This is a genomic window from Aquitalea sp. S1-19, assembly GCF_024343515.1.
The window spans coordinates 42,627-59,226 of sequence record NZ_RJTZ01000003.1; the positions used below are offsets into that span (position 1 = coordinate 42,627).

Annotated in this window: 17 protein-coding genes and 1 riboswitch; of the genes, 8 read left to right on the top strand and 9 right to left on the bottom strand. The window is 61.7% G+C overall.

What is annotated here, in order from left to right:
* The first annotated feature begins 7 nt into the window (after positions 1–7).
* A complete protein-coding gene (locus tag EGI20_RS00970) occupies positions 8–586 on the top strand; it encodes a superoxide dismutase (protein ID WP_124735828.1) in 579 nt (192 codons plus the stop codon).
* Between the two features lie 69 nt (positions 587–655).
* Here EGI20_RS00970 and EGI20_RS00975 read toward each other — a convergent pair whose 3' ends face one another.
* Together EGI20_RS00975 and EGI20_RS00980 are read right to left on the bottom strand one after the other, a co-directional pair.
* On the bottom strand, positions 656–1,147 hold the full coding sequence (locus tag EGI20_RS00975) for a DNA-deoxyinosine glycosylase (RefSeq protein ID WP_498628898.1): 492 nt from the start codon (positions 1,145–1,147) through the stop codon (positions 656–658).
* 129 nt (positions 1,148–1,276) lie between these two features.
* Complete coding sequence (locus EGI20_RS00980) at positions 1,277–2,944, bottom strand: SulP family inorganic anion transporter (RefSeq protein WP_498628900.1); 1,668 nt, start codon at positions 2,942–2,944, stop codon at positions 1,277–1,279.
* Between the two features lie 130 nt (positions 2,945–3,074).
* On the opposite strand from EGI20_RS00980, the gene EGI20_RS00985 reads away from it, so the two are divergent.
* Positions 3,075–3,665: a phosphatase PAP2 family protein gene (locus EGI20_RS00985; RefSeq protein ID WP_498628902.1), complete on the top strand. Its 591-nt coding sequence runs from the start codon at positions 3,075–3,077 to the stop codon at positions 3,663–3,665.
* A complete protein-coding gene (locus EGI20_RS00990; RefSeq protein ID WP_498628904.1) occupies positions 3,662–4,048 on the top strand; it encodes a diacylglycerol kinase in 387 nt (128 codons plus the stop codon). Before EGI20_RS00985 ends, EGI20_RS00990 begins: the two co-directional genes overlap by 4 nt.
* Positions 4,049–4,117: 69 nt before the next feature.
* Here EGI20_RS00990 and EGI20_RS00995 read toward each other — a convergent pair whose 3' ends face one another.
* Complete coding sequence (locus tag EGI20_RS00995) at positions 4,118–5,104, bottom strand: TerC family protein (protein WP_498628906.1); 987 nt, start codon at positions 5,102–5,104, stop codon at positions 4,118–4,120.
* A gap of 31 nt (positions 5,105–5,135) precedes the next feature.
* The gene (htpX, locus tag EGI20_RS01000) at positions 5,136–6,014 is read right to left on the bottom strand and encodes a protease HtpX (protein WP_498628908.1); all 879 of its coding nucleotides are present in this window, start codon (positions 6,012–6,014) and stop codon (positions 5,136–5,138) included.
* Positions 6,015–6,152: 138 nt separating this feature from the next.
* Here htpX and EGI20_RS01005 point away from each other — a divergent pair, with 138 nt between their 5' ends.
* The 5 genes from EGI20_RS01005 to EGI20_RS01025 all read left to right on the top strand — a co-directional run bounded on the left by EGI20_RS01005 (position 6,153) and on the right by EGI20_RS01025 (position 11,362).
* Positions 6,153–7,046, top strand: coding sequence for a LysR family transcriptional regulator (locus tag EGI20_RS01005; protein ID WP_498628910.1), 894 nt, complete (start codon positions 6,153–6,155; stop codon positions 7,044–7,046).
* 10 nt (positions 7,047–7,056) lie between these two features.
* Complete coding sequence (locus EGI20_RS01010) at positions 7,057–7,821, top strand: pseudouridine synthase (protein WP_498628912.1); 765 nt, start codon at positions 7,057–7,059, stop codon at positions 7,819–7,821.
* A gap of 18 nt (positions 7,822–7,839) precedes the next feature.
* Positions 7,840–8,688 carry a 23S rRNA (adenine(2030)-N(6))-methyltransferase RlmJ gene (locus EGI20_RS01015; protein ID WP_498628914.1) on the top strand — a complete coding sequence of 283 codons (849 nt, stop codon included), beginning with the start codon at positions 7,840–7,842 and terminating at the stop codon, positions 8,686–8,688.
* 491 nt (positions 8,689–9,179) lie between these two features.
* Positions 9,180–10,982, top strand: coding sequence for a sulfatase family protein (locus tag EGI20_RS01020; RefSeq protein ID WP_498628916.1), 1,803 nt, complete (start codon positions 9,180–9,182; stop codon positions 10,980–10,982).
* Positions 10,983–11,071: 89 nt separating this feature from the next.
* Positions 11,072–11,362: a DUF3313 family protein gene (locus EGI20_RS01025; protein WP_498628947.1), complete on the top strand. Its 291-nt coding sequence runs from the start codon at positions 11,072–11,074 to the stop codon at positions 11,360–11,362.
* Positions 11,363–11,385: 23 nt separating this feature from the next.
* Here the strand turns inward: EGI20_RS01025 and EGI20_RS01030 are convergent, their stop codons facing one another.
* From EGI20_RS01030 to thiC, 5 genes are read right to left on the bottom strand one after another with little or no spacing between them, the layout of a single operon-like run.
* Positions 11,386–12,393 carry a thiamine phosphate synthase gene (locus EGI20_RS01030; RefSeq protein WP_498628918.1) on the bottom strand — a complete coding sequence of 336 codons (1,008 nt, stop codon included), beginning with the start codon at positions 12,391–12,393 and terminating at the stop codon, positions 11,386–11,388.
* 2 nt (positions 12,394–12,395) lie between these two features.
* Positions 12,396–13,187, bottom strand: coding sequence for a thiazole synthase (locus EGI20_RS01035; protein ID WP_498628920.1), 792 nt, complete (start codon positions 13,185–13,187; stop codon positions 12,396–12,398).
* Positions 13,188–13,406 (bottom strand): sulfur carrier protein ThiS, encoded by a 219-nt coding sequence (thiS, locus tag EGI20_RS01040; protein WP_498628922.1) that lies wholly within the window; start codon positions 13,404–13,406, stop codon positions 13,188–13,190.
* 11 nt (positions 13,407–13,417) lie between these two features.
* Complete coding sequence (locus EGI20_RS01045; RefSeq protein ID WP_498628924.1) at positions 13,418–14,476, bottom strand: FAD-dependent oxidoreductase; 1,059 nt, start codon at positions 14,474–14,476, stop codon at positions 13,418–13,420.
* A gap of 3 nt (positions 14,477–14,479) precedes the next feature.
* Positions 14,480–16,348: a phosphomethylpyrimidine synthase ThiC gene (gene thiC / locus EGI20_RS01050; RefSeq protein ID WP_498628926.1), complete on the bottom strand. Its 1,869-nt coding sequence runs from the start codon at positions 16,346–16,348 to the stop codon at positions 14,480–14,482.
* Between the two features lie 122 nt (positions 16,349–16,470).
* Positions 16,471–16,579, bottom strand: a riboswitch (TPP riboswitch).
* Positions 16,580–16,600: the final 21 nt, after the last annotated feature.

A 16,600-nucleotide genomic window follows, 5' to 3' on the forward strand; every position in this document is an offset into this window, starting at 1 on the left:
AGCATAAATGGAACACAAACTGCCCGAACTGCCGTACGCCCTGGACGCCCTGGCTCCGACCATTTCCAAGGAAACGCTGGAGTACCACTACGGCAAGCATCACCAGACCTATATCACCAACCTGAATAACCTGATCAAGGGCGGCGAATTCGAAGACGCAAGCCTGGAAGAAATCGTCAAGAAATCCAGCGGCGGCATCTTCAATAACGCAGCCCAGGTTTGGAACCACACTTTCTACTGGTTCGGCCTGACCCCGAACGGCAAGGGCGCACCGGAAGGCGCACTGGCTGATGCCATCAATGCCAAGTGGGGCTCGTTCGACGAATTCAAGAAGGCTTTCAATGCCGTCGCTGCCGGCACCTTCGGCTCCGGCTGGGCTTGGCTTGTCAAGAATCCGGATGGCTCGCTCGAACTGGTCTCCACCAGCAATGCCGCCACCCCGCTGACGACCGACAAGAAGGCGCTGCTGACTTGCGACGTTTGGGAGCACGCCTACTACATCGACTACCGCAACAGCCGCCCGAACTATCTGGAAGGCTTCTGGAAGCTGGTGGACTGGGACTACGTAGCCAAGAACTTCGCCTGATTCAGGCCTCTGGTCAACAAAGGACTCTGCGGAGTCCTTTTTTCATGCCTGCCCTCTCTCCACCCGGCATTAAATGCCCAGATAAGGCAGCAAAGCCCGCCACGCGGCCAGCTTATCGGCAAACGGCACGGTATAAGCCGGGCTGGTAGATGGCAAGGCCAAAGCCGGCACATGCACCCCCGGCTCGCGCAGCGCGGTTTTGTACGCCAGCGCACCATTAAATGCCAGCACTTCCAGCGCAGGCAGCGAGGCAAGCAAACTTGCCAGGTCGTTGCGCTGCACATCCCGCACCGCCGCATCCAGACTGCCGCGCCGCTGCGCCTTGCCCACTACATCCCACAAACCGATACCGCAGGCCAGCAAACCCTGCAGGCGTTCGCCATAAGGCAAGGTATCCAGCGGCTTGCCGGTCAGCGCGGCGACTATCGGCCAGAAGGCATTGCGCGGGTGGGCATAATACTGGCTAACCGCCAGCGAAGCATCCCCCGGTAAAGAGCCCAGCACCAAAATACGGGTCTGGGCATTCACAACAGGGGCAAAGCAATGCTTGAATTCGCTCATAAAAGATCGTGCAAACAGGGTGCGAACAAATACACACAAAACAAACAGGCCATGAGCGCAAGGGGCCGAAAAAAACCGCACGCATAAGCACTGCGTGCGGTGATCGGCTTCAGGCATGCTGGCTACAGCTCAGGATGACTGCGCCGAGGCATCCGTCTGCGACAGGCTACTACGCACCGCGTGGATCAGCTTACGGTAAATGCCGCCACGACCCAGCATATGGGCGATACCGGACTTGACCAGCGCATGGCGCACATCCGGACAGGCATCACACAACATGATCCGTATCCCGCGCGAGTGCAGACTCCGGCAAACCTCTTCCAGCGAGCGCAAGCCGGTACCGTCAATAAAAGGCACACGCTTCAGGCGCAGGATCAGCACGCGCGGCTCGGTGTGGGTAACGCCCAGCACACGGGCAAAATTCTCCACTGCACCATAGAAAAACGGCCCTTCCACTTCGTACACCAGCACATCATCCGGCAAGCGCTCAATGCCGTGATGCTTGAGCTCCATCGTCAGATCCTCGCCCTTGACTTCATGCACATCGACCGAGGCGGCCATACGGCGCAAAAAGTGCAGGGTTGCCAGAATCACCCCGATATTCACCGCCACCACCAGATCGGTAAACACGGTCAACACGAAGGTAATCAGCAAGATGGCCACATCGGCACGCGGCGCATGGCGCAGCATATGTTTGAAGTGGCGGATTTCGCTCATATTGTAAGCGACGACAAACAGAATGGCCGCCAATGCCGCCAGCGGAATATTGGCGGCGGCCGGCGCCAGAAACAGCACAATCAATAGCAATAACAGACAGTGCACCACACCGGCCAGCGGGCTGCTGCCGCCATTGCGGATATTGGTCGCCGTACGCGCGATGGCGCCGGTCGCGGCAAAACCGCCGAATAGCGGCGTCACGATATTGGCCAGTCCCTGCCCCACCAGCTCCTGATTGGAGTTGTGTTTGGTACCGGTCATGCCGTCCGCTACCACTGCCGACAGCAAGGATTCGATCGCGCCCAGCATGGCGATGGTGAATGCAGGCCCCACCAGTTCAACCAGCAAAGCTGGCGTCACCGAAGGGATGGAAAAGCCGGGCAAGCCCTGCGGAATGCCGCCAAAGGCACTGCCTATGGTGGCAACTCCGTCAAAATGAAAGACAGACTGGATCAGCGTCGCCACCACCATCGCAACCAGTGGCCCGGGCAGACGCTTGAGATAAGGCAGCTTGGGGGTGAAGATCACCAGGCACAAAGCCAGCAGCGCCAACGCGGTGGTGGCCGGATGCAGTTCGGGCAAGGCCTGGATCAGATGCCAGGTCTTTTCGTGGAAGTGCTCGCCCGCCACCTTGGGCAAACCGAAAAAGTCGCGCCACTGCCCGACCCAGATGATCACGCCAATACCGGCAGTGAACCCCACAATCACCGGCGCCGGTATGAACTTGATCACCGCGCCCATGCGCGCCAGCCCCATGCACAGCAGCATCACCCCGGCCATCATGGTCGCGATCTGCAGGCCGACAATGCCGTACTTGGCGGTAATCGCCGCCAGAATCACGATAAAGGCGCCGGTCGGACCGGAAATCTGTACCCGACTGCCGCCGAACACGGAAATCAGCGCACCCGCCACAATAGAGGTGTACAGACCCTGCTCGGGCTTGGCACCGGAGGCAATGGCGAAAGCCATGCCCAGCGGTAAAGCGACAACGCCGACGATAACGCCGGCGATAATATTGTTGATCCACTGTGCACGGGTTTTAAACAAGCCGGCACGGTGGGCTTCCATCAGGGCGATCATGGCACACATTCAATATGAGAAAAATATAATGATAGTATAAGCATTTCGCCCAAACCTATGTGGGTAATCTCCGGGCTGTTTTTGCCATGCTTTTTTCACACATCAAACGCTACGCGAGCCCGATCACACCATGCCCCTTCCTCCGATAGGCAGCTGGCTTTGCTGGCTGGCCATGCTAGCGCTGGTTACAACACTGGGCCTTGCCAGTCGCGGCGCCTATAGCGACACGGCCATACTGGCGCTTCTGGCCCAGCAGCGCTCCCCGGCGCTCGACCTGTTCTGGCGCGTCATCACCCATCTGGGTTCGCTCTGGCTGCTCTTGCCGGCCAGCGGCCTGTTGCTGGCATTGCCGGCTACGCGTACCACCGGCACCCTGACGCTGGCCTCTCTCGTCGGTGCCAGCCTATGGTGCAATGCGCTGAAATGGCTATTTGACCGGCCACGGCCACCGTTTGCCATCGTCGAATCAATGCCGGTCGGCGCGTCTTTCCCCAGCGCACACAGCGCCCAGATTTTTGCTTTCGTACTTGCCCTGCTATGGAGTACGCGCCATCATCCGGCCTCTCCGCTTCTGGCCATCGCATTGCTAGCGATGGCCAGTCTGGTTGCCGTTTCCCGCCTTTACCTGCAAGTACACTACCCCAGCGATGTGCTGGCAGGGTCTTTACTGGCCTTGCTCTGGTGCGCCGGGCTTATTCACTGGATAGGAAAAACAATATGAGAAACAAATTCCTCGGCACCGGCACACCCGGCTACAGCCCGCTACGCAAGATACGCACCGTGCTGGAGGGTCTGAGCTATGCCGTACGCTACGACTTCAGCGTGGCCTACAAGCTCGTGCTGTCCGCCATCGTCCTACTGCTGTCCATTGTTTTGCGTGACTGGATGGACAGCGTATTCGTCATTGCCGCCACCGCTTTTGTCTTGACGGCCGAGCTGCTCAATAGCGCCATCGAGGCACTGTGCGACTTTATCGAAACTGAACATAACGAAAAGATCAAAGCCATCAAAGATATTGCCGCCGCTGCGGTTGGTGTAGCCATCTTTACCTGGTTTATCGTGCTGGGAGTCGAATGCTGGGAGATGTGGCGCGCCTGGTATTAGACAAAAAAAACGGGGTACCTCCTGCAGGAGGCACCCCGACAAAAGCGCCGTTACCAGCGCTGGAGGGAATTAAACGTTTTGCGGATCGTTGCGTGTTTTCCACAAGGAGAACACGACACCGCCAGTCAGAAGTGCCAGCGTCACACCCAGCGACAGCGGGGTCGGAATCTTCATCGCGATCAGGCCGATCTGGTTGAAATACACCAGCGCAACCTTCACACCGATAAACACCAGCACCAGCGACAACGCGTATTTCAGATAATGGAAGCGGTGCACCATCGCCGACAGGGCGAAATACAGCGCACGCAGACCCAGAATCGCGAAAATATTCGAGGTGTAGACAATGAACGGGTCTTGCGTAATCGCGAAGATGGCCGGGATGCTGTCTACCGCAAACACCAGGTCTGCACTTTCCACCAGAATCAGGGTCAGAAACAGCGGCGTCGCCCACCAGCCCTTGCTCATCCCATGCTCTTCACCACGCACCCAGAACTTCTCGCCGTGCAGGGTCGGGGTAAAGCGCATATGGCGGCGCAACCACTGGTACAGCTTGTTGTCGTCAATATGCGGGTGCGCATCATCGGATACCAGCATCTTGATGCCGGTAAAGATCAGGAAGACGCCAAACACCACCAGTACCCACTGATACTGCGCCACCAGCACGGCACCCAGACCAATCATGATCGCGCGCAGGATCAGAACCCCCAGAATCCCCCAGAACAGCACGCGGTGCTGATAGATGCGCGGCACGGCCAAACTGGTAAAGATCAGCGAGATCACGAACACGTTGTCCATGGACAGCGATTTTTCCACCAGATAGCCGGTGATATACGCCATACCGGCATCGCTACCCTTGTACCACCAGATCCAGGCACCGAAGGCCAGCCCCATGGCGATGTAGAACGCCGACAGCTTCAGGCTTTCGGCCACGCCGATTTCCTGCTGGTCCTTGTGCAGGACACCAAGGTCAAACGCCAGCAGCGCCGCAACCACGCCCATAAACATCAACCACACCCAGATGGGGTAGCCTACAAACAACATCGAAAACCATTCCACAGCAAGCATCCTTATTGGTGATTGTTATTGCTTAGCGTGCACCCAGTGCAGCCAGTCGCGCTTCAATACTAGGGTGGGAAGCAAACATCGCCATCAGGCCACCACCACCGCCGGCGATGCCGGAAGCCGCCATATTCTGCGGCAAGGCACCGGCCTCCACTCCGCCCAGACGGCGCAGCGCAGCCGCCATCGGAGCCGGACTGCCCATCAGGCGGGCGGCGCCGGCATCGGCGCGGAATTCGCGCTGGCGCGAGAACCAGGCCACAATCACCGAGGCCAGAATGCCGAACACGATCTCGCACACGATAACGGTGACGAAGTAGCCAATGCCGGTACCGGACGACTCTTCATCGTTCTTGCGCAGAAAACTATCGACCAGATAGCCGACGACGCGGGCAAGGAAGAACACGAAAGTGTTGACCACGCCCTGGATCAGCGTCAGCGTCACCATGTCGCCATTGGCAATGTGGGCGACCTCGTGCGCCAGCACCGCCTCGACTTCCTCGTGCGTCATGCTGGACAACAGGCCGGTGGACACCGCCACCAGCGAACTGTTTTTGGTCGCGCCGGTGGCGAAGGCATTCGGTGCGCCTTCGTAAATGGCTACTTCCGGCATGGCAATGCCGGCGCGGTCGGCCAGCGATGCTATCTTGCCCACCAGCCAGCGCTCGGTTTCATTGGCCGGCTGGGTAATCACCTGAGCACGGGTCGACCATTTGGCGATGGTCTTGGACATGGCCAGCGAGATAAAGGCACCACCAAAACCCATCAGCGCGGAAAAGCCGAGCAAGGTGGTCAGGTTCAGGCCGTTGCCGGTCATAAAGCGGTTCAGTCCCAGCAGCTGTGCCGCGACACTCAACACCAGCATCACGGCAATGTTGGTGGCGATCAGCAAGAACACGCGTTTCATGTTTTTTCCCTCTTGTTTTTTTGTCAGAACAGCGACTGGCCCAAAGCGACAGCACACTCACTGTCGTCATAGTAGCGCATTCTATTTAATGATAAAATCGGACAATTACTGATTGATCATCCTGTTTTTTCGAAGCATATGCGAGCAGAACTGAACTACAAGCATCTGCGCTACTTCTGGGCAGTGGCGCGTGAAGGCAGCGTCACCCGCGCCGCCGAACGCCTGGGCATGAGCGTACAAACGGTCAGCGGCCAGATCTCGCGCCTGGAACAGGCCTTTGGTCAGGCGCTATTCAACCAGCAGGGGCGCAATCTGGTGCTAACCGAAGCCGGCCGTGCTGCGCTGTCCTACGCCGAACGTATTTTCCTGCTCGGCGAAGAGCTCAGCGACATCTTGCGTGACGATGCGCTGGACAAGACCATACGCCTGACCGCCGGCATCTCCGATGTGGTACCCAAGACCGTCAGCTATCATCTGCTGGAGCCGGCGCTGCATATGGAGGAGCGGGTACGTCTGGTATGCCGTGAAGCGGGCTTTGACGAACTATTGACCGAACTGACCCTGCACCGGCTCGATGTGGTGCTGGCCGACCGGCCGGCCATGAGCACCCAGTCGCAATTCGAGTCTCATCTGCTGTCGCGCTGCCCGGTCAATATCTACGGCACATACGATTTATGCGGGCAATACCGCGAAGGCTTTCCGCACAGCCTGGCCGGCGCCCCCCTGCTCTTGCCAACGCGCGACAATATCCTGCGCGGGCAAGTGGAAAACTGGCTGGAAACGCTGAATATCCGCGTGCGGGTGGTGGGCGAGTTTGAAGACGGCGCCCTGCTCAAGACCTTTGGCGGCCAGGGTTTCGGCCTGTTTCCGGCGCCCTCTTTTGCCAGCGCCGACATCACTGGCCACTTCGCTGTCGACATTGTCGGAGCCGTCGATGGTGTATTCGAACACTACTGGGCTATCGCCAACCGTAAAAAACTGCAACACCGGGCGGTCGAGGCCATTTGCAGCGCCGCCCGCCACGTATCGTGAAAGAAAACCAGTGCTGAATATTCTCCATAGAGACGAGCGCATGATCGTTATCGACAAGCCCTCAGGCCTGATTGTGCACCGCTCGGTGCTCGACTGGCACGAAACGCGCTTTGCCCTGCAACTCTTGCGCGACCAGATCGGCCAGCATGTCTATGCCGTACACCGGCTGGACAAGGGCACCTCCGGCGTACTGGTGTTTGCGCTGGACAAGGACGCCGCACGCAGCCTGTCGCAAGCCTTCGAAGCGCAAAACATGGACAAGCGCTATCTGGCCGTCGTGCGCGGCTGGCCGGCCGAATCCGGCCGCATCGACCATGCGCTGTCGCGCCGTTACGACGATGCGGAAAAACGCCATGATCTGGCGCGCGGTGAAGCGCAGGCGGCGGTAACCGATTTTCAGCGTCTGGCAAGCATAGAGTTACCGGTTATGGTCGAGCGTTATCCGGTGAGCCGCTATGCGCTGATGCAGCTCACGCCGCACAGCGGGCGCCGCCACCAGTTGCGCCGCCATATGAAGCATATCGCCCACCCCATCATCGGCGACTCGACCTTCGGCAAGGGGGTACACAACCGCTACTTTGCCGAACACCTGGGCGCTGCACGCATGCTGCTGCATTGCAGTACGCTGACCCTGCCCCACCCCGACGATGGCCATCTGCTGCAATTGCACGCCCCGCTTAGCGGCGAATTTGCCCACATCGTCAAGCGCATGGACTGGCAAGACAGTCTGGACGCAGGCAGCATCCAGCCTGCTGCGCTACAATCCGAACCCTGAAAATACAAGACATCCGCCATGCTCAGTTACCGCCACGGCTTTCACGCCGGCAACCACGCCGATGTGCTCAAGCATCTGATAGAAGTTGCCCTGATAGATTACCTGGGGCAAAAAGGCACGCCCTTCTGGTATATCGACACCCATGCCGGTGCCGGCGTCTACTCGCTGACCGAAGGCTTTGCCGCCAAGAATGCCGAATACCAGAGCGGCATCGCCCGCCTGTGGGAACGCACCGATCTGCCCGAGGCGCTGGCACGCTATGTCGACCTAGTGCGCGTGCTTAACCCCGACGGCAAGCTTGCGCTCTATCCCGGCTCGCCGTGGTTTGCCGCCGAAGCCATGAGCCGCAGCGACAAACTGCGCCTGTTCGAACTGCATCCAACTGATGCGCCGATACTGGCGGAAAACTTTGCCGAGCAGGGGCGCCGCGTGCATGTAAAGCAAGGCGACGGTTTTGAAGGCATCAAGGCCATCCTGCCGCCGCCACCACGCCGTGCGCTGATGCTGATCGATCCACCTTATGAAGACAAGCGCGACTACCAGCATGTGGTGGGTGCCCTCAAGGAAGCCCTGAAGCGCTTTTCGACCGGGGTCTACGCGGTGTGGTATCCCTGTTTGTCGCGGCGCGAAATCGGCGACATGCTGGAGGCGATGAAAAAACTGCCGGCCAAGAACTGGCTGCATGTGCGTCTGGACGTACAAAAGCCGTCCAGCGACGGCTTCGGCATGCACGGCAGCGGCATGTTCATCCTCAATGCCCCATGGACACTACCGGCTATGCTCAAAGACGTCATGCCCTATCTGGTGGCGAACCTGGGGCAAGACGCAGGCGCCCGCTTCACACTGGAACAAGGCGGCGACTTATAAGGCCATGCCCCGGTTAGATGCTGGCAACAGCCCGACCCGGGGTTCATGTGATGGCCAGCCAGAATTCAACAGCCCAGCAGGCTACGCTTGCTGGGCTGTTTTCTATACGAACGGGCAAAGAGTCAGTGGGGATAAGCCCCTTGCAAATCCAAGCCCCTCCGAAGTCCCGCGAAACCTGATGTGGAGTGACGGCTGGGGTATGTGCTACTTGCAGCACCAAGCATAAGTAGCAACACACCATTGGGACATAACCTTTTTATTGCAGTGGCGGAAATGCCGCACCCTTGCGCCAGTCATCGTCGAAATATGCGCAAAAATTCTTACAGGTTAAATAATGTAACCACCGTGTGGCAAACAACTAACCAGATGGCTCGAATCGCTTGCTCTTAAAGTGGGCAGGCTGCAGCGTCATTCAGTTCTACGCTGAGGACGCGCCGGTGCCGGCTTGGATGACGCAGTAAAATTAGTGCTCGATCAAGGAGTCAAGAGTCATGGCAAACGATGAACAACCTGTCCAGGACGAAGCGCGTCGGGACCTCCTGAAGACCGCGGGTGCAGGCGCACTGGCGACGGCTTTGGGCGGCAATTTGCTTGGAAACCCTGCGCTCGCAGCGACGCCTGCAGCCGGCCCCAAACAGCGCAAGGCGACGGGCGGGCCCTACAACATCGTATTCATCCTGACCGACCAAGAGCGCTATTTCCGCCCGGATGAATTCCCCCGCGGCTACCGTCTGCCGGCCCACGAGCGGCTGTCAAAGCAGGGCATCGTGTTCGAGAACCACCGCATCAACTCCTGCGTGTGCACGTCCTCGCGCTCGGTGATCTATACCGGCCGCCACATCCAGCAGACCAGGATGTTCGACAACACGAACTTCCCCTGGATCGACAGCATGTCGACCGAGATTGACACGCTCGGGGATCTCCTGCGTAAGGCCGGCTACTACACCGCCTACAAGGGCAAGTGGCACCTCACCCGGGAGTTCGAGACCGCCAACAAGCTCGAGGCACCCGAGAAAATCTTTACCAAGGAGATGGAGGCCTACGGTTTTTCCGACTACCTAGGCGTCGGCGACATCATCGCGCACACTCAGGGCGGCTACCTGCACGACGGCATGATCGCTGCCGCCGCGGCGAGCTGGCTGCGCGGCAAGGCGGCCGATCTCGCGAAGGAGAACAAACCGTGGTTTCTCGCCGTGAACCTGATCAACCCGCACGACGTGATGTTCTACAACACCGACCAACCGGGCGAGTCCTTCCAGGACAAGAACAATCTCTCCCACATCGCGGGCGATCCGGCACATGAGATGTACGCGAAGCAGTGGGACGTCAAACTGCCGGTCAGTTTTTCGCAGTCGGTCGACGCGCCCGGACGCCCCGCCGCACACACCGACCACACCCTTGGAAACGACGCGATGACCGGACCGATCCCGGTGAACGAGACATGGCGCTGGCGCAAGCGGCAGAACTTCTATCTCAACGCGCTGCGCGATATGGACCGCCACATCATGACGGTGCTCGACGAGCTCGAGGATCGCGGCCTCGCCGCCAACACCATCGTCATCCTGACCTCGGACCACGGCGAACTCGGCGGCGCGCACCAGATGACTGGCAAGGGTGCCACGACCTACCGAGAGCAAAACAACGTGCCACTAATCGTGGCCCACCCGGCCTTTGCCGGCGGCAAACGCTGCAAGGCCGTGACGACGCATCTGGACCTCGCGCCGACCCTGGTCGCGCTCACCAACGCGAGCCCCGAGCAGAAGGCGGCAATCACCAAGGATCTTCCGGGCAAGGACTTCTCCCCGGTGCTCGCCGCCCCTGAGCAAGCCGGCCATGACGCAGTGCGCGACGGCCAACTGTACTGCTTCAACATGTTCGCCTCGCTGGACGGCAATTTCCTGCTGAAGGCGCGCGACTTGTTGAAGGCGGGCGGGCCGGCGAAACTCAAGGAAGCCGGCCTGCGCCCGGACATGATGAAGCGCGGCGCCATCCGCGGCGTGTTCGACGGCCGCTACCAGTTCACGCGCTATTTTTCCCCCAAGCAGCACAACCGCCCCACTTCGATCGAGGCGCTTTTCAAACTGAACGATGTCGAACTGTTCGACCTGCAGAACGACCCGCACGAACTCGTCAACCTCGCGCAGGACCCGAAGAAGAACGCCAATCTCCTCATGACCATGAATGCCAAGCTGAACAAGCTAATCGACGCGGAAGTCGGCGAGGACATCGGACAGATGCTGCCAGGCAGCGTGGATGGCGGCTGGGTGGCGACACCTGCCGTGAACGACCTGTGATTTTGGGAATGGAGTATCCAGCGCGCTTCCCCAATTTGAAGCGGCTTTAGGCTTTGTTAATGGAATGGACGCTCCCTTCCTGAACCGGCATCCAAGCGGTGGAACCGGCGCTGACCCCGACCCACTTTATTCCGGTCAAGGCCATCTTCAATGCCGGACGCGCCGCCGCCGGCTTGTCGTCGCACGTGATGGAAATCACCGGCGAGATGGAAATCCTCGCCCCGAACAACCGCCAGATTGCTGCGAGCTTGGCGTCCCGCAAAGCGGATGAAAGCCTGCCCCAAGGCAAGAACATCACTTGGGACGATATGGATAAATTGATCAATAACTGGGCCAAGCGCTTTCACAATGCCCTGCTGGATGGCAAGCGCGGCAGCTAAGCTAACGGCTAGGCGTTGACTTGTCAGGATGGCAGAGCCGGGTGTGGCCAGTCAGGCACCGGCGCCTGAGTACAGGGTGCCTTGACCAGCGCGCCCTGCAAGGCCGCGATTGCACGCGGCATCGCCTCGGAGCTTTCGCCCAGTCCACGCACCACGCACACCGCGGCCGGCCCCGCGCTTGCCGCCCAGCGCATATCTTGCGGTGTGAGCAGTCCGCCGATGGCAACGACCGGCGCTGGGGCGTGCGCCACCCACCAGGCCAGATTGTCCAGACCCTGCGCCTGCCACGGCATGGCCTTGGTGGTAGTGGGCTTGACCGGGCCGCAGGCGATATAGCTGGCGCCGCAGCCGGCGGCGCGCGCCAGCTCCCACGGGCAATGGCTGGACAAGCCCAGCAACAGGCTTGCACCTTGTGCGCGCAGCGCGGCAAGCGCGGCCGATGGCAGCGTCGCCAGATCCTCCTGCCCCAGATGCAGTCCTATCCCATGCCCATCCTGCGCGCAGGCGAGCACCGCTCGCCAGTCATCGTTGATCAATAATTGCGCGCCATGGCGCGCCGCCAAAGCCTGCGCCTGCACGGCTTCATCCGGATGCAGCGGGCGCTTGGCGCGCAGTTGCACCAGACGCAAGCCGCAAGACAGTGCCATCGCCAGCCTAGCCAGATCCGGCACGATGCCGTACAGCCCGTCCGGCGCCGCAAACGGCGCAAAGCGCGTGCCTTCACACACCCAGGGCAGCGCCTCTCCCAGCCCCAGCAGCGGCAAGCGCCCGCGCACCGTCAGCGAGGCCAGCACTGCCGCATCGGCCGCGCCATGTCCGGCCTGCTGCGCCAGCTTGAACGCGTCCCGCAGCGCCGCCAGCTGCCCACCCGTACCGCAGGCCAGATAGCCGCTGACCTCGGGCGTCTGCAGCCAGTCCATGCCTTCTGCGGTATCTATCAGCCACAGCGTACCACCCTGGCGCCGGGCCCATGCTGGCAGCGCCTCCCCGGCCGCCTGCTGCCGGGCCTCGTTCATCTCCAGTAGTTGCATGTTTATCCGATCAGAAAGGGCCGGCCGGTGACCGGGGTACTGGCCACCGCCATGGCTTGCGCTGCCATGATGCCGGCGCGGTAGCCGGCGCGCGCACCGGTCACCACCTGGCCAAAGGCCTGCGCCATCAGTACCGGGTCACCGGCATGGGCGACCGCCGAATTGAGTAGTACCGCATCGAATCCCAGCTCCATTGCCGCGGCGGCATGCGAGGGCGCACCAATGCCGGCATCCACAATCAGCACCGCGTCCGGCAGGCGCTCACGCAGGGTGCGCAAGGCCCAGGGGTTGAGCAGGCCCTGCCCCGAACCGATCGGCGCGCCCCATGGCATCAGCACTTCGCAGCCGGCATCCAGCAGGCGCTGACAGGACACCAGATCATCGGTGCAGTAGGGAAACACCTGAAAACCTTCCGCGATCAGGGTGGTCGCCGCTTCCAGCAGCTGCCACGGGTCGGGCTGCAGCGTGTATTCGTCGCCGACCACCTCCAGCTTGATCCAGCGCGTGTCGTAAAGCTCGCGTGCCATGCGCGCAAGCTGGATCGCTTCGCGTGCGCTGCGGCAGCCGGCGGTATTGGGCAGCAGATGCGCGCCCTGCGCGCGCAGCGTCTGCAGCACACCTTGCAAAAAGCCGTTGTCGCCGTCGCCAGCCAGGGTGCGCTTGAGTCCGACCGTTACGACCTGAGTGCCGGAGGCGACAATCGCCGCAGCCAGCACGCTGGGCGAAGGGTAGCCGGCGGTGCCGAGCAAAAGCCGGCTATCAAGGGGCGTGCCGTACAGGTTCAGGGTATCCATTCAGCCTCCGACGATGGGCATAAACAGGGTGATTTCGTCGCCTTCGGCCAGCTGGCAGGCGCGGCGTGCCGAGCGGGCGACAAATTCGCCATTGCGCGCGCAGGCGATGCTGTCGGCGGCGATATCACGGGATTCCAGCAATGCCGCCAGCGAGCTACTGCTGGCGACTTCGAGCGCCTCGCCATTGAGACGCACGGTGATGTGATCGGGTTTCATCATGTCCTTTGTGTTTACAGTCCGGCCGCCGCGATCGCGTCGTCGACCAGAGCCGGCGCCATCAGCCAGCCATGGCGAAACAGGCCGTTTAGCCGGATCAGGCCCGGCTCGATATGGGTCTGCGGCAGGTTGTCGGGCAAGGCCGGGCGCAGATTGGTTTCCAGATGCAGGATGCGCGCCTCGGCCAATGCCGGCATGGCGCTATGCGCGGCGGCCATCAGCTCGACCGCGCTTCTAAGGCTGACTGGCGAGCGGTCGGCGCTTTCGATTTCGCTGGCGCCCACCACGATCACATCGCCCGGGCGCGGCACCATATACACGCGGTGGCGCGGATGCATCAGGCGTAGCGGCCGCTGAAGAGCCACGCCGGGCGCGTGCAGCCACAACACCTCGCCGCGCACGCCGCGTAGCGGCAGCGCGTTCTGCGCCCCCAGACCACGGGCGTCGACCACCCAGTCAAACGCAAGCTTGTCACCATCAGCCAGCGTCAGCCGGCCCGGCGCCAGATGGCTGACCCGCGAGTTCCAGCACCAGGCAGCCTCGCTTGCCGCCACCAGCGCCGGCAGCAGCGCATAGGGAAACACCTGCCCTTCGCCGGCCAGCAGCCAGCCGCGCAGGCCCGGCGCGAGCTCAGGCTCCAACGCGCCAAGATCGGCCGCACTCAGCGCCTGCGGCGTGGCCAGATCCGCGGCCAGCTGCGGAGCAAGCTGGAGCCTGGCCAGCACACGCGCAGCCGACCCCGCATCCGAGGGGTGTGCCAGCAGCAAGGAGCCCGCACAGCGCAGATAGTCGTCCGGCCGCGTTCCCAATTGCGCCGCCAGCGCTGCCGCCACTTGCTGCCACAAAGGCAGCGAGCGCACCCCCAGTTGTGCCACTTCGGCCGGTGCATGTTCCAGCTCGGCCAGCGGGCTAAGCATCCCTGCTGCGGTAAAGCCGGCGGCGCCTTGCCCGTCGCCCGCAGGCTCGAGGCCGCTGGCCGGATCGAATACCGTCACCCTGTGCCCGCGCAAAGCTAACTGGTAGGCCAGCAGCCGGCCGGCAACGCCGGCGCCGGCAATGCCTATGCTTGCCATGGCTCAGGCCTTTTCAATCGGGATGTACAGCTGGCGCCCCGCGTCCTCGTAACGCTGCGACTCGCCTTCCATGCCGCGCGCCAGCGCCTCTTCGTCACTGACGCCCAGCGTGGCGGCGTAGTCGCGTACTTCCTGCGTGATCTTCATCGAGCAGAATTTAGGCCCGCACATGCTGCAAAAGTGCGCGGTCTTGGCGCCTTCGGCCGGCAAGGTGGCGTCGTGGTAGGCGCGCGCGGTATCCGGGTCGAGCGCCAGCGCGAACTGGTCTTCCCAGCGGAACTCGAAGCGGGCGCGGCTCATCGCGTCGTCGTGCGCGCGCGCGCCGGGGTGGCCCTTGGCTACATCGGCCGCGTGCGCGGCGATGCGGTAGGCGATCAGACCCTGCTTCACGTCGTCGCGGTCGGGCAGGCCCAGGTGTTCCTTGGGCGTCACATAACACAGCATGGAAGTGCCCATCCAGCCTATCATCGCCGCGCCTATGCCCGAGGCAATATGGTCGTAGCCGGGCGACACGTCTATGGTCAGCGGCCCCAGCGTATAGAACGGCGCCTCGGCGCAGACTTTAAGCTGCTCGTCCATATTGGCCTGGATCATATGCATGGGCACATGGCCCGGGCCTTCGATCAGGGTCTGCACATCGTGCTTCCACGCCACCTGGGTCAGCTCGCCCAGGGTACGCAGCTCGGCGAACTGCGCTGCGTCATTGGCGTCCGACAGCGAGCCGGGGCGCAGGCCGTCACCGAGCGAGAAGGTCACGTCGTAGGCCTTCATGATGTCGCAGATGTCTTCGAAATGGGTGTAGAGGAAGTTTTCGCGGTGGTGGGAAATGCACCATTTGGCCAGGATGGAGCCGCCGCGCGAAACGATGCCGGTACGGCGGCGCGCGGTCAGCGGCACATAGGCCAGACGCAATCCGGCGTGGATGGTGAAGTAGTCGACGCCCTGCTCGGCCTGTTCGATCAGCGTGTCGCGGAAAATCTCCCAGCTCAGATCCTCGGCGATGCCACCGACCTTCTCCAGCGCCTGATAGATGGGCACGGTGCCGATCGGCACCGGCGAATTGCGCACGATCCAGTCACGCGTGGTGTGGATATGGCGGCCGGTGGACAGATCCATCACCGTGTCCGCGCCCCAGCGGGTGGACCACACCAGCTTTTCCACTTCTTCCTCGATGCCGGAGGTGACCGCCGAATTGCCGATATTGGCGTTGATCTTGACCTTGAAGGCGCGACCGATCGCCATCGGTTCCAGTTCGGGATGGTTGATATTGGCCGGAATCACCGCACGCCCGCGCGCGACCTCGTCGCGTACCATCTCCGGCGTGATCTCGCGCGCCATGGCAAAGCCCAGCGCATTGCCGGCCAGACGCGCCTCGCGCTCGGCATCCCCCAGATATTCGCGCATCCACTCGCGCTTGCCGTTCTCGCGCAGCGCCACGTATTCCATCTCGGGGGTGATGATGCCGCACCGCGCGTAATGCATCTGGGTGACGTTGGCGCCTGCCTTGGCACGGCGCGGGGTGCGCTGCAAGCCGGCGGAAAGTTCGCGCAGGCGCGCCAGCGATGCTTCGTCGCGCGAGCCGTCATCGCGCGCATCGGCGATACGCCCGGCGTAGAAATCGGTGTCGCCGCGCGCGTCCAGCCACGGCGTGCGCATGGCGGCGAGGCCCTGACGTACGTCGATAGTGGCAGCCGGGTCGGTGTAGGGGCCGGAGGTATCGTAAAGGGCGATATTTTCGCCGTTGGAGAGTGCGATTTCGCGCAGCGGCACGCGGATATCGGGCTGGCTGCCGATGGTGTAAACCTTGCTGGATGCAGGAAGCGGCTCGCAGGTAGCGGCGAGCATGGCGGTAAAGCGGTCGGGTGCGTTCATTGAGGCCTCGGCTACGTTGTTGTCAACGCTCCGGAGGCAGGCAAAACAACTGTGCGAAAGAGACGTGCCTTGCAGTCAGGCCGTTACGAATCCGCGCCGGCAGCACGCCTTGAGGGCCGGCCACCAACAGTCATTGCTCTTCTTACGCCGGTATTATCCGGATCAAGTCCATCGGGTTCGGTATTCACCATCTCAGCTGGGCCTTGCGGCCCGGCACCCCGGAGCGATGACGCATTGTGACCGCAGCAAGAC

What these genes read in the sequence shown, in the direction of transcription:
- EGI20_RS00970 (WP_124735828.1), top strand. Translation starts at nt 8, where the DNA reads ATGGAACACAAACTGCCCGAACTGCCGTACGCCCTGGACGCCCTGGCT.
- EGI20_RS00985 (WP_498628902.1), top strand. Translation starts at nt 3,075, where the DNA reads ATGCCCCTTCCTCCGATAGGCAGCTGGCTTTGCTGGCTGGCCATGCTA.
- EGI20_RS00975 (WP_498628898.1), bottom strand. Translation starts at nt 1,147, where the DNA reads ATGAGCGAATTCAAGCATTGCTTTGCCCCTGTTGTGAATGCCCAGACC.
- thiS (WP_498628922.1), bottom strand. Translation starts at nt 13,406, where the DNA reads ATGATGAAACCCGATCACATCACCGTGCGTCTCAATGGCGAGGCGCTC.
- EGI20_RS01015 (WP_498628914.1), top strand. Translation starts at nt 7,840, where the DNA reads ATGCTCAGTTACCGCCACGGCTTTCACGCCGGCAACCACGCCGATGTG.
- EGI20_RS01030 (WP_498628918.1), bottom strand. Translation starts at nt 12,393, where the DNA reads ATGCAACTACTGGAGATGAACGAGGCCCGGCAGCAGGCGGCCGGGGAG.
- EGI20_RS01035 (WP_498628920.1), bottom strand. Translation starts at nt 13,187, where the DNA reads ATGGATACCCTGAACCTGTACGGCACGCCCCTTGATAGCCGGCTTTTG.
- EGI20_RS00980 (WP_498628900.1), bottom strand. Translation starts at nt 2,944, where the DNA reads ATGATCGCCCTGATGGAAGCCCACCGTGCCGGCTTGTTTAAAACCCGT.
- EGI20_RS01020 (WP_498628916.1), top strand. Translation starts at nt 9,180, where the DNA reads ATGGCAAACGATGAACAACCTGTCCAGGACGAAGCGCGTCGGGACCTC.
- EGI20_RS01005 (WP_498628910.1), top strand. Translation starts at nt 6,153, where the DNA reads ATGCGAGCAGAACTGAACTACAAGCATCTGCGCTACTTCTGGGCAGTG.
- htpX (WP_498628908.1), bottom strand. Translation starts at nt 6,014, where the DNA reads ATGAAACGCGTGTTCTTGCTGATCGCCACCAACATTGCCGTGATGCTG.
- thiC (WP_498628926.1), bottom strand. Translation starts at nt 16,348, where the DNA reads ATGAACGCACCCGACCGCTTTACCGCCATGCTCGCCGCTACCTGCGAG.
- EGI20_RS00990 (WP_498628904.1), top strand. Translation starts at nt 3,662, where the DNA reads ATGAGAAACAAATTCCTCGGCACCGGCACACCCGGCTACAGCCCGCTA.
- EGI20_RS01045 (WP_498628924.1), bottom strand. Translation starts at nt 14,476, where the DNA reads ATGGCAAGCATAGGCATTGCCGGCGCCGGCGTTGCCGGCCGGCTGCTG.